14 protein-coding genes are annotated in these 17,521 nt (G+C 65.0%); 5 read left to right on the forward strand and 9 right to left on the reverse strand.

Translation table 11 applies throughout. The features are described 5' to 3' along the window. Window positions 1-25: 25 nt before the first annotated feature. Entirely contained in the window at window positions 26-616 is a 591-nt protein-coding gene (locus BCV67_RS05075; RefSeq protein WP_062166751.1) for an O-acetyl-ADP-ribose deacetylase, read from the forward strand. Between the two features lie 199 nt (window positions 617-815). Here BCV67_RS05075 and BCV67_RS05080 read toward each other — a convergent pair whose 3' ends face one another. From BCV67_RS05080 to BCV67_RS05100, 5 genes are all read right to left on the reverse strand, one after another. Continuing rightward, entirely contained in the window at window positions 816-2,135 is a 1,320-nt protein-coding gene (locus BCV67_RS05080; RefSeq protein WP_065868047.1) for a M1 family metallopeptidase, read from the reverse strand. A 246-nt stretch (window positions 2,136-2,381) separates the two neighbouring features. After that, on the reverse strand, window positions 2,382-3,386 hold the full coding sequence (locus BCV67_RS05085; protein WP_062166752.1) for a class I fructose-bisphosphate aldolase: 1,005 nt from the start codon (window positions 3,384-3,386) through the stop codon (window positions 2,382-2,384). Window positions 3,387-3,550: 164 nt separating this feature from the next. Further along, the gene (gene pyk, locus BCV67_RS05090; RefSeq protein WP_057629715.1) at window positions 3,551-5,017 is read right to left on the reverse strand and encodes a pyruvate kinase; all 1,467 of its coding nucleotides are present in this window, start codon (window positions 5,015-5,017) and stop codon (window positions 3,551-3,553) included. Window positions 5,018-5,467: 450 nt separating this feature from the next. Then, complete coding sequence (locus BCV67_RS05095) at window positions 5,468-6,112, reverse strand: HAD-IA family hydrolase (protein ID WP_062166753.1); 645 nt, start codon at window positions 6,110-6,112, stop codon at window positions 5,468-5,470. Between the two features lie 142 nt (window positions 6,113-6,254). Further along, window positions 6,255-7,433, reverse strand: coding sequence for a phosphoglycerate kinase (locus BCV67_RS05100; RefSeq protein ID WP_062166754.1), 1,179 nt, complete (start codon window positions 7,431-7,433; stop codon window positions 6,255-6,257). A gap of 79 nt (window positions 7,434-7,512) precedes the next feature. Between BCV67_RS05100 and BCV67_RS05105 the strand changes: the two genes are divergently transcribed. Next, complete coding sequence (locus BCV67_RS05105; protein ID WP_062166755.1) at window positions 7,513-8,067, forward strand: GNAT family N-acetyltransferase; 555 nt, start codon at window positions 7,513-7,515, stop codon at window positions 8,065-8,067. 611 nt (window positions 8,068-8,678) lie between these two features. On the opposite strand, the gene BCV67_RS05110 is transcribed toward BCV67_RS05105, so the two are convergent. The 3 genes from BCV67_RS05110 to BCV67_RS05120 form a co-directional block, all read right to left on the reverse strand. Next, window positions 8,679-10,064, reverse strand: coding sequence for a DUF3999 family protein (locus tag BCV67_RS05110; protein ID WP_062166756.1), 1,386 nt, complete (start codon window positions 10,062-10,064; stop codon window positions 8,679-8,681). After that, window positions 10,061-12,808 carry a DUF2339 domain-containing protein gene (locus tag BCV67_RS05115; RefSeq protein WP_062166757.1) on the reverse strand — a complete coding sequence of 916 codons (2,748 nt, stop codon included), beginning with the start codon at window positions 12,806-12,808 and terminating at the stop codon, window positions 10,061-10,063. The genes BCV67_RS05110 and BCV67_RS05115 overlap by 4 nt, the downstream gene beginning before the upstream one ends. An 83-nt stretch (window positions 12,809-12,891) precedes the next feature. Continuing rightward, entirely contained in the window at window positions 12,892-13,305 is a 414-nt protein-coding gene (locus tag BCV67_RS05120) for a winged helix-turn-helix transcriptional regulator (protein ID WP_062166758.1), read from the reverse strand. A 46-nt stretch (window positions 13,306-13,351) separates the two neighbouring features. Between BCV67_RS05120 and BCV67_RS05125 the strand changes: the two genes are divergently transcribed. Beyond that, window positions 13,352-14,476 (forward strand): pirin family protein, encoded by a 1,125-nt coding sequence (locus tag BCV67_RS05125; RefSeq protein WP_197430065.1) that lies wholly within the window; start codon window positions 13,352-13,354, stop codon window positions 14,474-14,476. A 225-nt stretch (window positions 14,477-14,701) separates the two neighbouring features. Here BCV67_RS05125 and gap read toward each other — a convergent pair whose 3' ends face one another. Then, the gene (gene gap / locus BCV67_RS05130; RefSeq protein WP_057629111.1) at window positions 14,702-15,703 is read right to left on the reverse strand and encodes a type I glyceraldehyde-3-phosphate dehydrogenase; all 1,002 of its coding nucleotides are present in this window, start codon (window positions 15,701-15,703) and stop codon (window positions 14,702-14,704) included. 210 nt (window positions 15,704-15,913) lie between these two features. Here gap and BCV67_RS05135 point away from each other — a divergent pair, with 210 nt between their 5' ends. Continuing rightward, on the forward strand, window positions 15,914-16,561 hold the full coding sequence (locus tag BCV67_RS05135) for an OmpW/AlkL family protein (protein WP_062166759.1): 648 nt from the start codon (window positions 15,914-15,916) through the stop codon (window positions 16,559-16,561). Window positions 16,562-16,690: 129 nt separating this feature from the next. Beyond that, a complete protein-coding gene (locus tag BCV67_RS05140; RefSeq protein WP_062166760.1) occupies window positions 16,691-17,515 on the forward strand; it encodes a S1/P1 nuclease in 825 nt (274 codons plus the stop codon). Window positions 17,516-17,521 lie beyond the last annotated feature (6 nt).

Genomic DNA, 17,521 nt, shown 5'->3' on the forward strand with positions numbered 1-17,521 from the left:
TGCATCGCAACGGAAGATCACGGCCATGAACATTGAAGTTTGGCAGGGCGACATCACCGAACTGGCGGTTGACGTCATCGTCAACGCAGCCAACGAAACCCTGCTCGGCGGCGGCGGCGTGGACGGCGCCATCCATCGAGCCGCAGGCCCCGGGCTGTTGCGCGAATGCGAGCAGCTGCCCGAGCTGCGACCCGGCGTGCGCTGCCCCACTGGCGAGGTGCGCGCCACCGGCGGCCACGATCTGCCGGCACGGCATGTCTTCCATACCGTCGGCCCGGTCTGGCGCGATGGTCGCCACGATGAAGCTGCGTTGCTGGCCAATTGCTATTGGCAATCGCTGCGACTGGCCGAGCAGATGGGTCTTGAATCGATTGCTTTCCCGGCAATCAGTTGCGGCGTGTACGGCTACCCGCTGCATCAGGCGGCAGTGATTGCCGCCACCGAAACCTTGACCTGGCAGAAGAGCCATGCGCGGCCATCGCGCATCGTGCTGGTGGCCTACAACGCCGCGGCGTTCAAGATCTACCAGCAGGCCTTGGCCAGCGCAGCCCCTGCGCCGGAGCAGGCTGCACCGGTGCTGGCGTCATTTGCAGGTGGGTTTGCGGCTGCGCATTGAGGTTTCTTCTGCGCGCTTGTGCTTGAGCCTAGAGCAGGGCAAAAATTTACCCCTCCCCAACCCTCCCCTTCGCTACGCGAAAGAGAGGGAGCCGATCATGCAGGTCGAGTAGATCGCAAGCCGCCGCTTCTGCCCCCTCCCTTTGCCGCAGGCAAGCGGAGGGTTGGGGGAGGAGTAGCGCTTCGCAGCAGCAAGCCCATCACCCCAGCTCACCGCCTACGCCATAAACCCAGCTATCAAAGAACGCCTGCAGCGAGCGCCCTGCCGCCGCTTCCATTGCCTTCTGGAAGTCCGCTGTCACCACCGACTTCCCATCGTTTGCCTGTGTGTACTGGCGCAGCCCGCGCCAGAACATCTCCTCACCCAGCTCCAGGCGAAGCCGGTGCAGCACGTAAGCGCCCTTCTTGTAGACCACCGCACGATCATCAGCGCTGGGCTTGTTCCAGTCCGGGTACTGCAATGGCCGATCGGCACCCTTCTCACGCAGCGCCCGCAAGCGCTGCTCCCAGCCCTGCACCATCGCCTGGTAGGCCGCCTCGCCCTGGCTGTGCTGCAGCCATGCAGCCGTCATGAAGTTGGCGAAACCTTCGTTGAGCCAGAAGTGTTCCCAACCCGCGCAGGTGACACGGTTACCCCACCATTGATGTGCAGCCTCGTGCGCGATCAAGCCGGTCTGGCTGGCATCGGCAAGCACCTGTTTTCCATAGGCCTCCGACATCAAGGACAGCCCCGCCATCTCCTGGCCGATGGTGCGCTCCACCAGTGCCTGGTGATAGTCGCCTTGGTAGGCCAGCCCCGCCCGTTCGGCGAAGAAGTCGAGCATCTCGCCGGTGGCGGTAAACAGCTGGCTCAGCTCTGCCTCGGAACGATCCAGCGCGTAGTAATGCAGCATGCCGGTGCCATGCGACTGCTGCACATGCCGATAAGGCGCGGCTGCGAAGCCGTAAACATAGCCAGGCATGGGCGTGCGCAGCTGCCAGCGGTGCTCGATACGGCCATCGGGCAACTGCCGTGACGGCAAGGCATCACCGACGGCCGCGGTCTGCAGCCCCTTGGGCAGGCGCAGCGCAAGCAGCAAGGTGGCGCGCTCGTCCGGCGCATTGATCGATGGCATCCACTGGTCGGTGGAAAAGACGGTGTACACCTCGTTGCGCGCCGGCGCGAACTCCAGGCCGAAGCGCGGCTTGCCGTGGTAACGCAGCTGCACGCTGGCGTGCTCACCAGCAGCCAGGGGCTGCGCGAGGTCGACGGTCAGCTTTCCATCGGCTTGCTGAAAGCGCAGCGGCTCGCCCGCGTGCATGGCCGCGTCAATGACCAGCTCACCGCTATCGAGAACCAGCTGGCTCAGCGGCGCCGTTGCATTGAAGTGAACCAGGGTTTCGCCGCGCAGCTGAGTGGCTGCGATATCCAGATCCAGGGTGGTTGCGTAGTGCTGTACATCAAAGCCGCGTGGTTCCGCAGCAAGAGCGGACACCGCCATCATCGATGCAAACAGCCCCAGCGTGATCCTGCGATGCATGCGCTCACTCCCAGACACAAATGCCGATTGTAGGGGGAGTGCTGGGCTTGGTTGTTGTGGGAGCGATGTGAGCCGGGAAGCTGGCAATGCAACAGCCGCCAGCAGCTGTGCAGTTGCAGCCATGCTGGCGGTTTGTTTACCACCAGCTTCGCGGCTGATGCCGCTCCTACAAAAAAACAAAAAAAAACAAAAACAAAAACGCCGGCTGTTGGCCGGCGTTTCGTTCAACTCACGCGGGGTGGCTTATCAGCCTTCCCACTTGCCCTGTGCAGCCTGGCCGTTTTCCTTGGCGCGCTCGAACACGGTCTTCTGTGCGGCAGCGTAGTTGCCCTTCATGTCCTTGGCCCACAGCTTCAGTGCGGCCTGCTGCATGGCGCGGCCGTAGGAGAAGCTCAGCGGCCACGGCAGGTTGCCCATCTGGTTCATGGCGTTGAGGTGAGCGGTGGACTGCTCATCGCTCTGGCCGCCAGACAGGAACACCACGCCCGGCAGGATTGCCGGCACGGTGGACTTCAGGCACATCACGGTGGACTCAGCCACTTCCTCGACATCCACCTGCTCGTCGCAGGTCTTGCCCGGGATGACCATCGAGGCTTTCAGGATGGTGCCTTCCAGCACCACGTTCTGCTGGTACAGCGCATCGAACAGCGAACGCAGGGTGGCTTCGGTGACTTCGTAGCAGGTCTCGATGTCGTGGTCGCCGTCCATGATCACTTCCGGCTCGACCATCGGCACCAGGCCGCATTCCTGGCACAGCGCGGCATAGCGGGCCAGCGCATGGGCGTTGGACTCGATGCAGGTACCCGACGGCATGTTGTCGCCGATGTTGATCACCGCACGCCACTTGGCGAAACGTGCACCCAGCTTGTAATACTCCTGCAGGCGCTCGCGCAGGCCGTCCAGGCCTTCGGTCACCAGCTCACCGGGGCAGCCGGCCAGCGGGTGTGCACCCTTGTCGACCTTGATGCCCGGGATCATGCCGTTGTCGGCCATGTACTTGGCGAACGGCACGCCGTCCTTGGTCGACTGGCGGATGGTTTCGTCGTACAGGATCGCACCGGAGATGTGCTCGTTCAGACGCGGCGTGGTCAGCAGCAGTTCGCGGTAGGCACGACGGTTTTCTTCCGTGTTCTCGATGCCGACGCTTGCGAAGCGCTTGGCGATCGTACCGGTGGATTCGTCAATGGCGATGATGCCCTTACCCGGGGCGACCATGGCCTGGGCGGTTTCAGCCAGCAGTTCGATGCTCATGAGGTTCCTGTGACAGCGTGCGGGAAAACCCGGATTATAGCCCGGCACGCTCACCGGCTGGCTGCCCGCAAGGTCTGGAACCGGTTTCAGGCTGTCATGTCAGGACAAAGCCTGTCCGTCCCGATCAGTTCATGACCGGAGCGGTGGCTTGCCGCTGGCGCTGCTTAGAGGTCGCCCAGACCGCTGGCGCGGCCGTCGTTGCCCACTTCCAGCAGACGCAGGGTATTGGTGGCGCCATGGGTTTCCATGTGCTCACCGCTGGTGAACACCACGCGATCACCGGCTTCCAGCAGATTGGACTCGACCAGCAGACGGATGCTGCCGCGCGCGGCTTCACGCGGGGTGAAGCCCCGGCTGTCGAAGTTGATCGGGAACACATCGCGCATCAGTGCCATCTGCCGGCGCGCGCCGTCATGGCGGGTGACCGCATAGATCGGCGATTTGGCGCGGAAGCGCGACAGGTAACGGGCGGTACCACCGGATTCGGTCATCGCCACGATGGCGCGCACACCCACGTGCTGGGCCAGGAACATGGTGGCCATGGCGATGGCCTGGTCAGCACGCTCCAAGTTACGCGGCGAGGCGTTGAAATCGGTCTCGGTCTGGAACTGGCGCTCGGCACCCAGGCAGATGCGGGCCATCGCCTCGACCGCCTTGACCGGATACATGCCGGCCGCGGTTTCAGCCGACAGCATCACCGCGTCGGTACCGTCGATGACCGAGTTGGCCACGTCCAGCACTTCAGCGCGGGTCGGGATCGGGCTTTCGACCATGGACTGCAGCATCTGCGTGGCGGTGATCACCACCTTGTTCTGCGCCAGCGAGGCCTTGATGATCTTCTTCTGCAGGCCCGGCAGTTCGGCATCGCCGATTTCCACGCCCAGGTCGCCACGCGCCACCATCACCACATCGCTGGCGTCAACGATCTCTTCCAGGTTCTCGATGGCTTCGGTGCGTTCGATCTTGGACACCAGCGCGGCGTAGCAGCCATGCGACTCGGCGATTTCGCGCGCGTCGTTCATGTCCTGCGCGTTGCGGCAGAACGAGACGGCAATGAAGTCGACGCCGATCTTGGCGACGATGCCGATCAGTTCCTTGTCGCGCTCGGTCAACGCACCCAGCGACAGACCACCGCCCTGCTTGTTCAAACCCTTGCGGTCGGACAGCACGCCGTCGTTGAGCACGGTGTTGATGATGCGCTCGCCCTGCACTTCCACAACCTGCAACTGCATCAGGCCGTCGTCGAGCAGCAGCACGTCACCGGGTGCCACGTCCTGCGGCAGGCCCAGGTAGCTCACGCCCACCTGGTTGGTATCACCAGCCGGCGCCGAGGTGCTGGCGATCAGGTCGAAACGATCACCGGCCTTGAGCTTGATCTTGCCTTCGGCAAAGCGCTCGATGCGGATCTTCGGGCCCGGCAGGTCGGCCAGGATGCCCACTTCCACACCGACACGCTGCGCGGCGGCGCGTACATCGGCAGCGCGCTTGGCCTGGCCGGACGGATCACCGTGGGAGAAGTTCAAACGCACAACATTGACGCCGGCGCGGAACAGATCGTCCAGCACGCCCGGCGCGTCGGTTGCCGGCCCGAGGGTGGCGAGGATCTTGGTGCGGCGCTGACGTTCAATCATTGTGCGTGGTCTCCCTGATAGACCGCCGAAAGTAGCACATCCATTGCATGACAACGATGTCGCATACGATTTCATACGACACTTTCTGCACTGTCCCAAAGACAGGCAAGACAGGCGGTCCAGACATGCCGTACGGTATGACAACGCAAGACCTGCAACTGACCTGCAGTGATCATCAAGCAGCGCAGACAGTGCAACACCGGCGTGTTGCAGTTGCATGTTGAGCCAAGGGCAGCTTGTGCTGCTTCGCAGCAATCAACGCTGGCAGTAGAGACATGCCGAGGACATCGGACGACAAGGGCCTGGCACAGCGATCAGACCCGGTGTGCTGCCTGCATCTCTTTCAGATCGCAGCTCCCGCACGCACGGGAATGACGCAGCGGCTTTTTCAAGGCCTGCCTGGATCATGGCCCCGGCCAGCGGAACCATGATCCAGCAGAACACCTTCAATCACGCACGCAGCAGCGCCGCCAGTTCGGCCGGCGTCGCTGCCAAGGCACCCGCGCCGGCAGCCTGCAGCTCTTCGCGGCCACCAAAGCCCCACAGCACGCCGACATTGCGCATGCCGTGGTGGCGAGCCCCCTCGATATCCATGCGCCGGTCACCGATCATCCAGCACTGCGATGGCTGCAGCGACAAGCGCTGCAAGGCCTCGGCGATCAGCTCCGGCTTGTGGCTACGCGATCCATCCGGGGTTGCGCCGATGATGTCCTCGAAGCATTCGCCAAACGGCAGATGGGCAACGATGCGCCGCGCATGTGGCTCGTTCTTGGCGGTGACCACCGCCAGACGATGGCCGGCCGCACGCAGGCCCTGCACGACCTCGCCAATGCCGGCATAGATCTCGTGCTCCTGCCAGCCCAGCACGTCGAAACGTTCGCGGTACAGCTCCACCGCCTGCTCGACCCGCTGCGCGTCGCCGAATACCGGGGCGAAGCTGGTACGCAGCGCCGGGCCGATCCACTTGCGCAGCTCGGCATCACCCGGCACCGGCTGATCCATCTTTTCCAGCGCGTGGGCCACGCAGCGGGTGATGCCGACGGCCGAATCAATCAACGTGCCGTCGAGATCGAAGAAGAAGACATCGCGGCTCATACAACGTCCTCACGATCCGTCGTGAGCGATGCGCTGTGCCCCGTGGTGGAGCGGAGCAAGCGCAACGCATGTTGAATACGTGAACATTGCGAGCACCGCACGCGGGGCACAGATCGAACGCAACAGGTTCGTGAGGGCGCCCTCACTTGCCGCGAGCCTCCAGCGCTGCCACCGCCGGCAAGGTCTTGCCTTCCAGGAACTCCAGGAACGCACCGCCGCCGGTGGAGATGTAGCTCACCTGCTTGGCGATGCCGTACTTGTCGACTGCGGCCAGGGTGTCACCACCACCGGCGATGGAGAATGCATTGGAGCTTGCAATGGCCTTGGCCAGCGCTTCGGTGCCCTTGCCGAAGGCGTCGAACTCGAACACGCCGACCGGGCCGTTCCACACCACGGTGCCGGCCTTGGCGATCAGTTCGGCGTACTGGGCAGCTGTCTGCGGGCCGATATCGAGGATCATGTCGTCGGCAGTTACCGCGTCCACCGCCTTGACCGTGGCCGGTGCATCGGCGGCAAAGGCCGGGGCCACGACCACGTCGGTCGGCAGCGGGATTTCGGCGCCGCGCGCCTTGGCATCGGCATCGATCTTGCGGGCGGTATCGAGCAGATCGTTCTCGACCAGCGACTTGCCCACGCCATGCCCTTCGGCAGCGATGAAGGTATTGGCGATGCCGCCGCCGACGATCAACTGATCCACCTTGCTGACCAGGCTGGACAGCAGCTCCAGCTTGGTGGAGACCTTGGAACCGGCAACGATGGCCAGCAGCGGCCGCGCCGGGTTGGCCAGCGCCTTGTCCAGCGCATCCAGCTCGGCCATCAGCAGCGGACCACCCGCGGCGACCGGGGCGAAGCGGATCACGCCATGAGTGGAGGCCTGGGCGCGGTGCGCGGTGCCGAAGGCATCCATCACGAACACATCGCACAGCGCCGCGTACTTCTTCGACAGCGCCTCGTCGTCCTTGCCCTCGCCCACGTTCATGCGGCAGTTTTCCAGCAGCACGATCTGGCCCAGGGCCAGGTCCACGCCGTCCACCCAATCCTTGACCAGCGGCACATCCACGCCCAGCAGCTCGGACAGGCGCTTGGCCACCGGTGCCAGCGAATCGGCCTCGGTCCACACGCCTTCCTTGGGGCGGCCCAGGTGCGAGGTGACCAGCACGGCCGCACCGGCCTCAAGCGCCAGCTTCAGGGTCGGCAGCGACGCGGTGATGCGCTGCTCGGAGGTGATCTTGCCGCTCTCATCGATCGGCACGTTCAGATCCTGGCGGATCAGTACGCGCTTGCCGGAAAGGTCGAGGTCGGTCATGCGAACGATGGACATGGCAGGATCAGCTCCGCAGTATGGGGAAACCGCAATTCTCGCCCGCCCTGCCTAGCGGGGCAAACCCAAGGTGAAATGGATGTCGCCACGCCTGCCACAACCCGAGCTGTCCAGTCCCCGCCTGCACCTGCGCGAAGTCCGTGCTGACGACGCCCCGGCGCTGTTTGCCATCCACAGCGACCCACAGGTAATGCGCTACTGGAGCTACCCGGCCTGGACCGAATTGCAGCAGGCTGAGCAGAAGATTGCCGATATCCAGCGCCAGCGTCGCGAGCTGGACATCCTGATCTGGGCCATTGCCGATGCCAGCACCGACCTGCTGATCGGCAGCGGTGTGCTGTTCGCCATCGACCTCCCACAGGGCCGCGCGGAAATTGGTTACAGCCTGCATCCCGACTGGCAGGGCCGCGGCCTGGCCAGCGAAGCCCTGCGGCTGATCCTAGCTTACGCGTTCAACCAACTGCGGCTGCGCCGCATCGAAGCCGACATCGATCCACGCAACCAGCCCTCCCGCCGTCTGGTGGAAGGGCTGGGCTTCATCCACGAAGGCGTGTTCCGCGAACGTTGGAACGTGAACGACGAAATCTGCGACAGCGCCATGTACGGCCTGCTGAGCAAGGACTTCAAACCGTAGAGCCGAGCCATGCTCGGCTGAGGCCTTACCTGTAAACCAAGCGTGTAGGAGCGGCGTAAGCCGCGAAGCAAGCAGTGCCCCAGCGGCCTTACCCAATTGCAATTGCACACGCCTTTCCCAATTTACTCGCATCAGCTTCGCGGCTGACGCCGCTCCTACATGCGGATTTTTGGGCAAGCCCCCTGCCGAGCATGGCTCGGCACTACATTGAGGTTCCCTGCTATTCGAATTCCTCGTTCAATCCGACTTCCCGAACGATGATCGATAACTGCGCAGGATTTTCATCGGCGCATTGACGAAAGCTCCATAGCATTTGAAGTAGGCGTCGTTCGCCCCCACCCGCGTCTGTCCAAATCTGCGACAGCACCATGTACGGCCTACTGAGCAAGGATTTCAATCTGTAGAGCCAAGCCATGCTCGGCTGAGGCTTTACCAGCAAACCCAAGCGTGTAGGAGCGGCGTAAGCCGCGAAACAAGCAGTGCCCCAGCAGCCTGACCCGATTGCAATTGCACACACCTTGCCCGGCTTCTTCGCATCAGCTTCGCGGCTTACGCCGCTCCTACATGCGGATTTTTGGGCAAGCCCCTGCCGAGCATGGCTCGGCACTACATCATGGTTCGCTTTTGTCCGTGCGGCTGCTTCGAATCAAGCTGAAAGCAAAACCCGCCACCGCTGCTGCACCCAACACCAGCACCAGCCACAACACCACGTTCTTCCAGTCGCGCGGCGCTTCGGGCTGCTGGTAGGCCGCATCGCCGGCGCGCTGCGCACCGGCGCCCAGGCTTGCCGCGGCCGGCTGCCACTGCGCACCGTTGTGTGTACGCAATGCCGCCAGCATCGGCTCGAGCGCGGCCTGCGCCTTGCCTTCATCCGCGCTGCCGGCAACCAGCAGGTAAGGCGGCTTGCCCTGTGCAAGAAACACCACGCTGCCCGGGCGATAGCCCAGCCGCAGCACAGGCGCAGCGGCAGGTACCGCACCCGGTTCGGCCTGCAGGCGCCATTGCCGATCATCGATGATGCCCGAGGTTTCCAGCGGCGCTGAACGCTGCTGCCGACCGGCCTGTGTCAGGTTCCACGCATTCCAGCCGCTGGTCAGGGTCTGCCAGACAGGTTCGCCGTCGGCGGCCCGGGCCCGATCCTCATCGCGGCTGGAGACCGTCCAGCTCACCGCGCTGTTGGCCGGCATCAACACATCCAGCCGCTGCACCGGGAACCGCCCCTGCAGGCGATACAGGTAACCATCCTTGCCATTGCCGCCTGCCGCGGCCTGTAATTCCTGCCACTGCCAGTCGCCGGCTTCAACCACGTCGGCGAACTCACCGCGCAAGCCCTGCAACGGCGGCGCACCGCTACGCTGCAGCGGCACCAGACGGAGATAGCGCAGGCTCGATTCAACCGGAATGCTGTTGCTGCGCAGCTCATTGCCCTGGTTGCGCAGCTGCACCAGCCGCACCTGTGGGTCCAGCACCTGCCAGCCGCGCAGGTCATCGCTGCCTTCCAACCGGTAGCCCAGATCCAGCGAGGCCGCCGTGTCGCTCCAGTCCACCAGCAGCTTGTGCAGCTTGCCTGCTTCATCGCCCAGATCGATCAGCCATACCGGGTCGGCTGCGGTTGCCGCAGGCGCCGTGCCTACCAGGTTGCGGATGGAGATCACCTTGCCGGCGGTATCGCGCTGCACCACCACGCTCAGGTCATCGTCGCCCGCCGCGCTGGCCGCTGGCAATGCAAACCATTGCAACGGCGCGGTGCGCACTGCGCCGCCCAGCGGTGTCGCTGCGGCATATACCGCGCTTGCCACCGGCTTGCCATCGGCATCGATCACCAGTACATCGCGCAGGTCGCGCCAATGCACCGCCGCGTACACCGTTGAATCCAGCGGCACGCGATAGGCACCGGCCTCGGGCTGCGACAACTGCAGCGGCCATTGCCGGGCAAAGTCGTCGGCCGCGTGGGCACTGAGCGGCAGCAGGGCCATTACCAGCAGGCGTTTGATCATGCGGATGTTTCCTTGTTGTCTGTTGCCGCTGTTGCACGCCGCGGTGGCGCCGGCGCCAACCAGCCCACCAGGGTGCACAGCAAACCATAGGCGATGAAGGCGCCGATACCGAGCAGATCGCCCAGGTTGCCTCGATCGATCAGCAGCAGTTTGGCGAGCACCACGCTCATCAGGATGGCGCCGGCCAGCCACAGCCCCCATTGCCCGCGCCGCGAGCCACTGATCCAGCCCATAACACCGAGCAGGCTCCAGACCACGGTCAGGCTGGTCTGTGCCAACTTGCTGTCGAGCAGGTTGCCGTTCCACCACACATCACCCCAGTGGTGCACGCCGCGCAGTGTCATCACCGTCACCAGCACGAATGCGGCCAGCGCCGTCGCCACCAGCTGCATTGGCAGCACCGCTGCAGCGCCGTTCTGGCGCAGACGCATGACCAGCAGCACCAGCGCTGCGATCTCGGCCAGCTCCAACGGGTTGAACACCACGATCCACGGCAGCGGCGCGGCCGTGCCCGCACTGGCCAGCGATGCCAGCCACCACAGCCCAAGTACCCCGAACACGGCCATCTGCAAGGCGAGGCGATAGCGCGCAAAAGCATCACCCAAGGGCTGCGACAGCCAGGCCCAGCGATACATCGACAGCACCGCCAACAGCAGCCACGGCAATGCCAGCAGCATGCCTACCCAGCCTTCGGCCAGGTCGAAGCGCGCGCCGACATGCCAGGCCAGCAACGACAATACCGTCGGCCACAGCAGCCACCAGGCAAGCTGCGCCAATCCCGCCACCGTGCCGCTGCCTGCACGCAGGCACATCAGGCTGCGCACACCCAGTGCGGCAAACAGCGCCCATGCCCATGCCCCATGGCCGGCGAACGGCTGGCCGTACTCGGACACCTGCAGGAAGGCGATTGGAAAGGCCATGACAAAGCCGCCCAGCGTCGTCAACGAAAGCGCCAAGGCCGGTGCACGGCGCTGCACTTCGGCGGCCACCCACGCGGTGACGCCCAGCAACAGCAACACTGCATGCAGGCGGCTGCCGACTTCAACGAAATCACCTATCTCCATGATCACGTTGCCCAGCCACCAGGCCAGCGCCCACAGGTAAGCCACGGTCGCAAGCTGCTGGTTGCCCGCGGCGCGGTACCACCAGGCGGTTGCAAAGCCAGCCACGGCAATCAACAAGGCGCCCATGAAGGCAGCGTTGGCAATGGCGGTTGTTGCGCTGAAATGGCTGCCCGATACGCCGAACGCCAGCGCCGCAGCAGCCGCCAGCTGCAGGCCAATGCCGGTCCAGCGGGCCAGGCGGCGGTCCTGGGTCAGGCCCAGCCATACCAGGCCGGCACCTTCCAGCGCGAACACCGATGCCGTTGCCTTGGCCGACAAGGCCAACGGTACCGCCAGGGTGGCGAAACCCACCGCGAGAATGGCGTAGCCGCGCGCCAGCACATTCATGCGTTCGTTGTTGATCAGTGCGCGCGCCAGCACGGCGTACAGCACCGCCACACCCAGCGCACACAGGGCCAGCGGCATGCGATCGCCCTGCAACAGCGCCGCCTGCAGTGAGAACGCGATCAACGGCGTGCCGAACAGCAGGCAGCCATCGATCCGCGCGCTGCCCGTGGTCGGAGCCTTGCGTGCATACAGCAACGGCAACAGCAGATAGAACGCGAAGAACAGCACCAGGAAGGGCTCGGTGCTGTTGAACTTGGCCGGCGCGTAGTCCAGCACGCCCCAGCCGGTACCAATGCCCCAGGTAAAGACGAAGCCCAGCAGGTTGAGGATGCGCCACGGCCGCACCCAGGCAATGGCGAAGATGCCGACGTTGAGCAGGGCGTAGTACGAGAACAGGGCGACATGGTTGCCGCTGCCGTCCGACAACCAGATCGGTGCCATGAAGCCGGCCAGCACGCCGAGGATGGCCAGGGTCCGGCTCTCCTGCAGCACCGCCATCACCGACAGGCCGGCAATCAGCACCACACTCAGCGCGAACGCCGGCGCGACGCCGATCATTCCGTAATTTTTGCAGGCCGAAAACACCACCAGCAACAGGATGCCGATCATGCCGCCCTGCGTCGCCAAGGCGAAGCTGCGGTGGCTCTCGCGCTTGCGCCAGGCGAACACCAGGCCGGCCAGCGCGGCGGCGCTGATGCCGGCCAGACGCAGGCTCGGCGGCACCACGAACCAGCCTTGGTCGCTGGCGTACTTCAGCAGGGCGGCGACACCGGCCAGCAGCACCAACATGCCGACCTTGACCGGCACATTGCCGCTGGTCAGCCATTGCTTGGCATAGGCAAGCGCCCGTTCGATGACATTGGGTTCGGCCGGTGGCGCAGGCGTCCAGGTCTGTTCGGGGGCTGGCTCACGGCGCGCCGGAAGCGGGGAGCGCGGCGCGACCGCCAAGGGATCCAGCGGATCGAGCGGCGCTGGCCGGGGCGGGAGTGGCGGCGGGGCGGCTGCAGCGGCGACCGGCGCGACGTCAGCCGGTGAGACCGGCGCAGCGGCCTCCGCCACGGCAACGGAATCGTCCGGATTCTGCTCCGGCTCCCGCCAGGCGTAGGGTTGGACGGGTTCGGCGCGCGGCGCGCGCGGTACGGCTTCGGTGTCGCCAGCATCCAGACGCGCTTCCAGCACGGCCACGCGGCGCTTCAGCGAGGACACCGATACCAACGCTGCCACCAGCAATACCGGTACTGCCAACGCAGCCAGCACCAACAGGACTATCAACAACACCCAACTGTCGTCCATCCGTCATCCTTGTGCACCTGAACGTGCTGCATCACCTTATCGGCGTCCCCTGAAAACGCAAGGTCAGCCCGGCCCAATCCCCGCTACGGCAGCGCGTCATCCGGGTCCTGCTGGTGCGCATCGAAATCGGAACGCGCCTGGTCCATCTGCGGCTGGTGCGCCCACGCCCATTCCAGCAGGGCGTCCACCGGCTGCAGCAGCGACTGGCCAAGCGCGGTCAAGGCGTAGTCCACCTGCGGCGGCACGGTCGGGTACACCTGCCGGCTGACCAGCCCATCGCGCTCCAGCCCCCGCAGCGACCGCGCCAGCATGCGTGGCGAGACCCCACTCAGCTCGCGCCGCAGCTGGTTGAAACGGCGCGATTGGCCACGCAGCGCAATCACCGCCAGCAGGCTCCATTTCTCGCCCACACGGTCCAGCAACGAGCGGACCTGCCTGCAATACGCCGCGTCTTCACCTTCGTTCGGCCCAGTATCACCGGTGTGAGTTGCTGCCATCGGCGTGCCTCCTTGTGGCGTAGAACCGCGCACCCATCAATAGAGCATGTCCACGCAGCCGGGCGCCAGCCCGCTGGCGCGCCGCCCCACCCAGGCCAAGGAGTCACCGATGTCCGACCTGATCCTCCGCAACGAACCGCTGGGCCACCCGTGGCCGGGCACCGATCCGTTCCTGTTCTGCGCCTACCATCTGGACCAGTTCCCGCCGGCCACCGCCGACCAGGCAGTGGACATGCGCCTGCTCGGCGGCCGCGAGCTGGGCTCGGATTTCAGTGGCAAGGACGGTTTCAGCATGTACCACGGCGTCAACGTGCCCGGTTTCCCGGCGCATCCGCACCGTGGCTTTGAAACCATCACCATCGTGCCGCAGGGCGTGGTAGACCACGCCGATTCGCTCGGTGCCACGGCCCGCTACGGCGAAGGTGACGTGCAATGGCTCACCGCCGGCCGCGGCATCCAGCATTCGGAGATGTTCCCGCTGCGCTCGCGCGAGCAGGCCAATCCGCTGGAGCTGTACCAGATATGGCTGAACCTGCCGGCGCGCAGCAAGATGGCCGATCCGGAATTCGTGATGCTGTGGGCGCAGAACATTCCCAAGTACCGCAGCGACGGCGCCGAAGTGAATGTGATTGCCGGCCGCTACCGGCCACAGGAAGACGCGCAGGCCGAGATCGCTCCGCTGGCACCGGCCCGCAACTCGTGGGCAGCCGACCCGGATGCCGACCTGGCGGTGTGGCAGATCACCCTGCAGCCAGGCGCTTCCTTGACCTTGCCGGCGGCCAGCAGGCCGGGCGCACGGCGCACGCTGTACTTCCACGATGGCAGGCAGTTGCAGGTGGACGGCACCGCCATCGCCCAACCCCGCCTGTTGGAAGTGGCAGCGAGCAGTACCCTGCCCCTGCACAACGGCGGCGACGGGGTGGTGCGGATCCTACTGCTGCAGGGCGTGCCGATTGCCGAGCCGGTCGTGGCCTATGGCCCGTTCGTGATGAACAGCGCCGAGGAGATCGAGCAGGCGCGCCGCGATTATGGGCGCACCCAGTTTGGTGGCTGGCCCTGGTCCGGCCATGGGCCGGTGCATCCGGCCACGCAGGGGCGCTTTGCCAGGCACCCGGGTAGTGAGGTGATCGACGAGCCGCCGTCGCAGCAGGGATCCGCATCGGCAGGATGACCGGGTAGCCCGGGTAAGCGCAGCGCACCCGGGATTTCCTGCTGCTTGGAGAGCTTACGGCAATGATCTTCGTGCGATGCCCCGGATGCGCTGCGCTTACCCGGGCTACCAAACTGCTGAAAGCACCCCTCCCAACCCTCCCCTTCGCCTGCGGCGAAAGGGAGGGCTTCAAACGCAGAAAGGGCGCCTCGCGGCGCCCTTTTTGTTTGCTACTTACCGCGTGGATCAGGCGGCGACGACGCGCACCATTTCCAGGCACTTGTTGGAATAGCCCCACTCGTTGTCGTACCAGCTGACCAGCTTGACGAAGGTGCTGTCCAGGGCGATGCCGGCTTCGGCATCGAACACGGAGGTGTGGGTCTCGCCACGGAAGTCGGTGGCAACTACCTTGTCTTCGGTGTAACCGAGGATGCCCTTCAGCGCGCCTTCGCTCTGTGCCTTCACTTCGGCGCAGATTTCAGCGTAGGTGGCTTCCTTTTCCAGCTCGACGGTGAGGTCGACCACCGACACGTCCGAGGTCGGCACGCGGAAGCTCATGCCGGTCAGCTTCTTGTTCAATTCCGGGATCACCACGCCAACAGCCTTGGCGGCGCCGGTGGAGGACGGAATGATGTTTTCCAGGATGCCGCGGCCGCCGCGCCAATCCTTGTTGGACGGGCCATCAACGGTCTTCTGGGTAGCGGTAGCCGCATGCACGGTGGTCATCAGGCCGCGCTTGATGCCCCACTTGTCGTTGATGACCTTGGCCAGCGGGGCCAGGCAGTTGGTGGTGCACGAGGCGTTGGAGACGATGCTCTGGCCGGCGTAGGTCTTGTGGTTCACGCCGAACACGAACATCGGCGTGTCGTCCTTGGACGGGGCCGACAGGATCACCTTCTTGGCGCCGGCATCCAGATGCTTCTGCGCGGTTTCCTTGGTCAGGAACAGGCCGGTGGATTCGATCACCACGTCCACGCCCACTTCGTCCCACTTCAGGTTGGCCGGATCGCGTTCCTGGGTCAGGCGGATCTTCTTGCCGTTGACCAGCAGGTCGCTGCCCGACACTTCCACATCAGCCTTGAAACGGCCGTGCACCGAGTCGTACTTGAGCATGTAGGCCAGATAGTCCGGCTCCAGCAGATCGTTGATGGCCACGATCTCGATGTCATTGCCGAAGTTCAACACTGCCGAACGCAACACATTGCGCCCGATGCGACCGAAACCGTTGATGCCGACCTTGATTGCCATGTTCACAAGCTCCTGCAGCCGCAAAGCCGTTGCGGCGGGGGTGGAAAGGGGCCGCCATTCTAACAGGACAGCTGCCCACCCCGTGGCCGCCCGGGCACCGCCTGCAGCTGAGCGCCAGCTGAGCACAAACGCCTGTTTGATCAGGATCAAGGCGCCCCGGCGGCCCGGTCCCGACACTGGGGCCACCTCCACCAAGCAATGGAATCACACATGCGCAAGACCTCCGCCCTGCTGCTCTCCGGTATGGCCGCCGCCGTGGCACTGGCTGCCGCCGCCCCCGCCGTGGCCCAATCCAAGGGCGACTGGACCTTGGGCGTCGGCGTCCATGCCGTTGACCCGAAGTCCGATGCCGGCGATCTGAACGGTGCCCCGCTGGGCCTGGGCAAGCTGCCCACCAAGGTCGACAGCGACGTCAAGCCGACCGTCACCTTCGAATACTTCGTCGCCGACAACATTGGTATCGAAGTGCTGGCAGCGCTGCCGTTCAAGCACGACATCAGCATCAACGGTGTCGGCAAGGTCGGCGAAACCAAGCAGCTGCCGCCGGTGGTCTCGCTGCAGTACCACTTCACCAACAGCAGCAAGGTCACCCCGTTCGTCGGCCTGGGCGTGAACTACACCAAGTTCTTCAGCACCGACAGCACGGGCGCGCTGGCTGGCACCAAGCTGAAGCTGGAAGACTCCTGGGGCCTGGCCGCGCATGCAGGCCTGGATTTCGCGGTCAGTGACAAGGGCGCGCTGCGCGTTGACATGCGCTGGGCCGATATCGACACCAAGGTGAAGGTCAACGGCAATTCGCTCGGCACCGCCAAGATCGATCCGCTGGTGTACGGCGTGGCGTACGTCTTCAAGTTCTGAGCCCTGCGGCCATTGCCGGGAAGGCAGGCATTCCCCTCCCCCAGCGCGCACGTCCCCGGCTACAGCCGGGGGCGTGTTTCGCCTTGTGCGGCACGCAGCTGAGCGCGTTGCAGCCGTTAGAATGGCGGCATGAACAAGCTCCACCGCCTCCTGTTGCCCGCCGTTGGCATCACCCTCGCTGTTTCCGCATTGATCCCCGCCCAGGCCCTGGCATGGGGTGCACAAGGCCACCGCCTGGTCGCGCGCATTGCCGAACCCAACCTTCACCCTGCCACCAAGGCCGAGATTGACCGCCTGCTGGCCGCCGAACCCGGTGCCAGCCTCAGCAGCATCGCGCCCTGGGCTGACCAGCTGCGCAGCAACGACCCCGACCTGGGCAAGCGTTCGGCCGGCTGGCACTACGTCAACATGGCCGAGGATGACTGCGCGTTTTCACCGCCAAAGCACTGCACCGACGGCAACTGCGTGGTGGGCGCCCTGCAGCAGCAAAGCACGCTGCTGGCCAACCGCGAGCTCAGCGACGGCGAACGCCTGCAGGCGCTCAAGTTCGTGGTCCATCTGGTCGGTGATCTGCATCAGCCGCTGCACGCCGGCTACGGCCATGACCGTGGCGGCAACACCTACCAGCTGCAGTTCAACGGCCGCGGCACCAACCTGCATTCGGTCTGGGACAGCGGCATGTTCTACACGCTGCAGTTGAACGACGACCAGTTCCTGCAACGCCTGCAGGCACTGCCGTCGCCGGGCCGCCTGCGCGCACCGGACCTGCAGCGCGCCCCGGCCGCATGGGCCGAGCAGAGCTGCCGCATCGCCATGCGCACCGGTTTGTACCCGAGCGGTCACAAGATCGACGAACGCTATACCGCCACCTGGGAGCCGGTTGCCGAGACCCAGCTGCGGCTCGGCGGTGAACAGCTGGCGGCGTTGTTGAACCAGCTGCTCGACACGCCCTGAGCGCTC

Source organism: Stenotrophomonas nitritireducens (assembly GCF_001700965.1).
GTDB classification, from domain to species: Bacteria; Pseudomonadota; Gammaproteobacteria; order Xanthomonadales; family Xanthomonadaceae; genus Stenotrophomonas; species Stenotrophomonas nitritireducens_A.

Excerpts from the sequence above, each read along its gene's own strand:
- BCV67_RS05080 (WP_065868047.1), bottom strand. The coding sequence starts at position 2,135 with ATGCATCGCAGGATCACGCTGGGGCTGTTTGCATCGATGATGGCGGTG.
- gap (WP_057629111.1), bottom strand. The coding sequence starts at position 15,703 with ATGGCAATCAAGGTCGGCATCAACGGTTTCGGTCGCATCGGGCGCAAT.
- BCV67_RS05140 (WP_062166760.1), top strand. The coding sequence starts at position 16,691 with ATGAACAAGCTCCACCGCCTCCTGTTGCCCGCCGTTGGCATCACCCTC.
- BCV67_RS05115 (WP_062166757.1), bottom strand. The coding sequence starts at position 12,808 with ATGGACGACAGTTGGGTGTTGTTGATAGTCCTGTTGGTGCTGGCTGCG.
- BCV67_RS05120 (WP_062166758.1), bottom strand. The coding sequence starts at position 13,305 with ATGGCAGCAACTCACACCGGTGATACTGGGCCGAACGAAGGTGAAGAC.
- BCV67_RS05135 (WP_062166759.1), top strand. The coding sequence starts at position 15,914 with ATGCGCAAGACCTCCGCCCTGCTGCTCTCCGGTATGGCCGCCGCCGTG.
- BCV67_RS05100 (WP_062166754.1), bottom strand. The coding sequence starts at position 7,433 with ATGTCCATCGTTCGCATGACCGACCTCGACCTTTCCGGCAAGCGCGTA.
- BCV67_RS05110 (WP_062166756.1), bottom strand. The coding sequence starts at position 10,064 with ATGATCAAACGCCTGCTGGTAATGGCCCTGCTGCCGCTCAGTGCCCAC.
- BCV67_RS05095 (WP_062166753.1), bottom strand. The coding sequence starts at position 6,112 with ATGAGCCGCGATGTCTTCTTCTTCGATCTCGACGGCACGTTGATTGAT.
- BCV67_RS05085 (WP_062166752.1), bottom strand. The coding sequence starts at position 3,386 with ATGAGCATCGAACTGCTGGCTGAAACCGCCCAGGCCATGGTCGCCCCG.
- BCV67_RS05105 (WP_062166755.1), top strand. The coding sequence starts at position 7,513 with ATGTCGCCACGCCTGCCACAACCCGAGCTGTCCAGTCCCCGCCTGCAC.
- BCV67_RS05125 (WP_197430065.1), top strand. The coding sequence starts at position 13,352 with ATGTCCACGCAGCCGGGCGCCAGCCCGCTGGCGCGCCGCCCCACCCAG.
- BCV67_RS05075 (WP_062166751.1), top strand. The coding sequence starts at position 26 with ATGAACATTGAAGTTTGGCAGGGCGACATCACCGAACTGGCGGTTGAC.
- pyk (WP_057629715.1), bottom strand. The coding sequence starts at position 5,017 with ATGATTGAACGTCAGCGCCGCACCAAGATCCTCGCCACCCTCGGGCCG.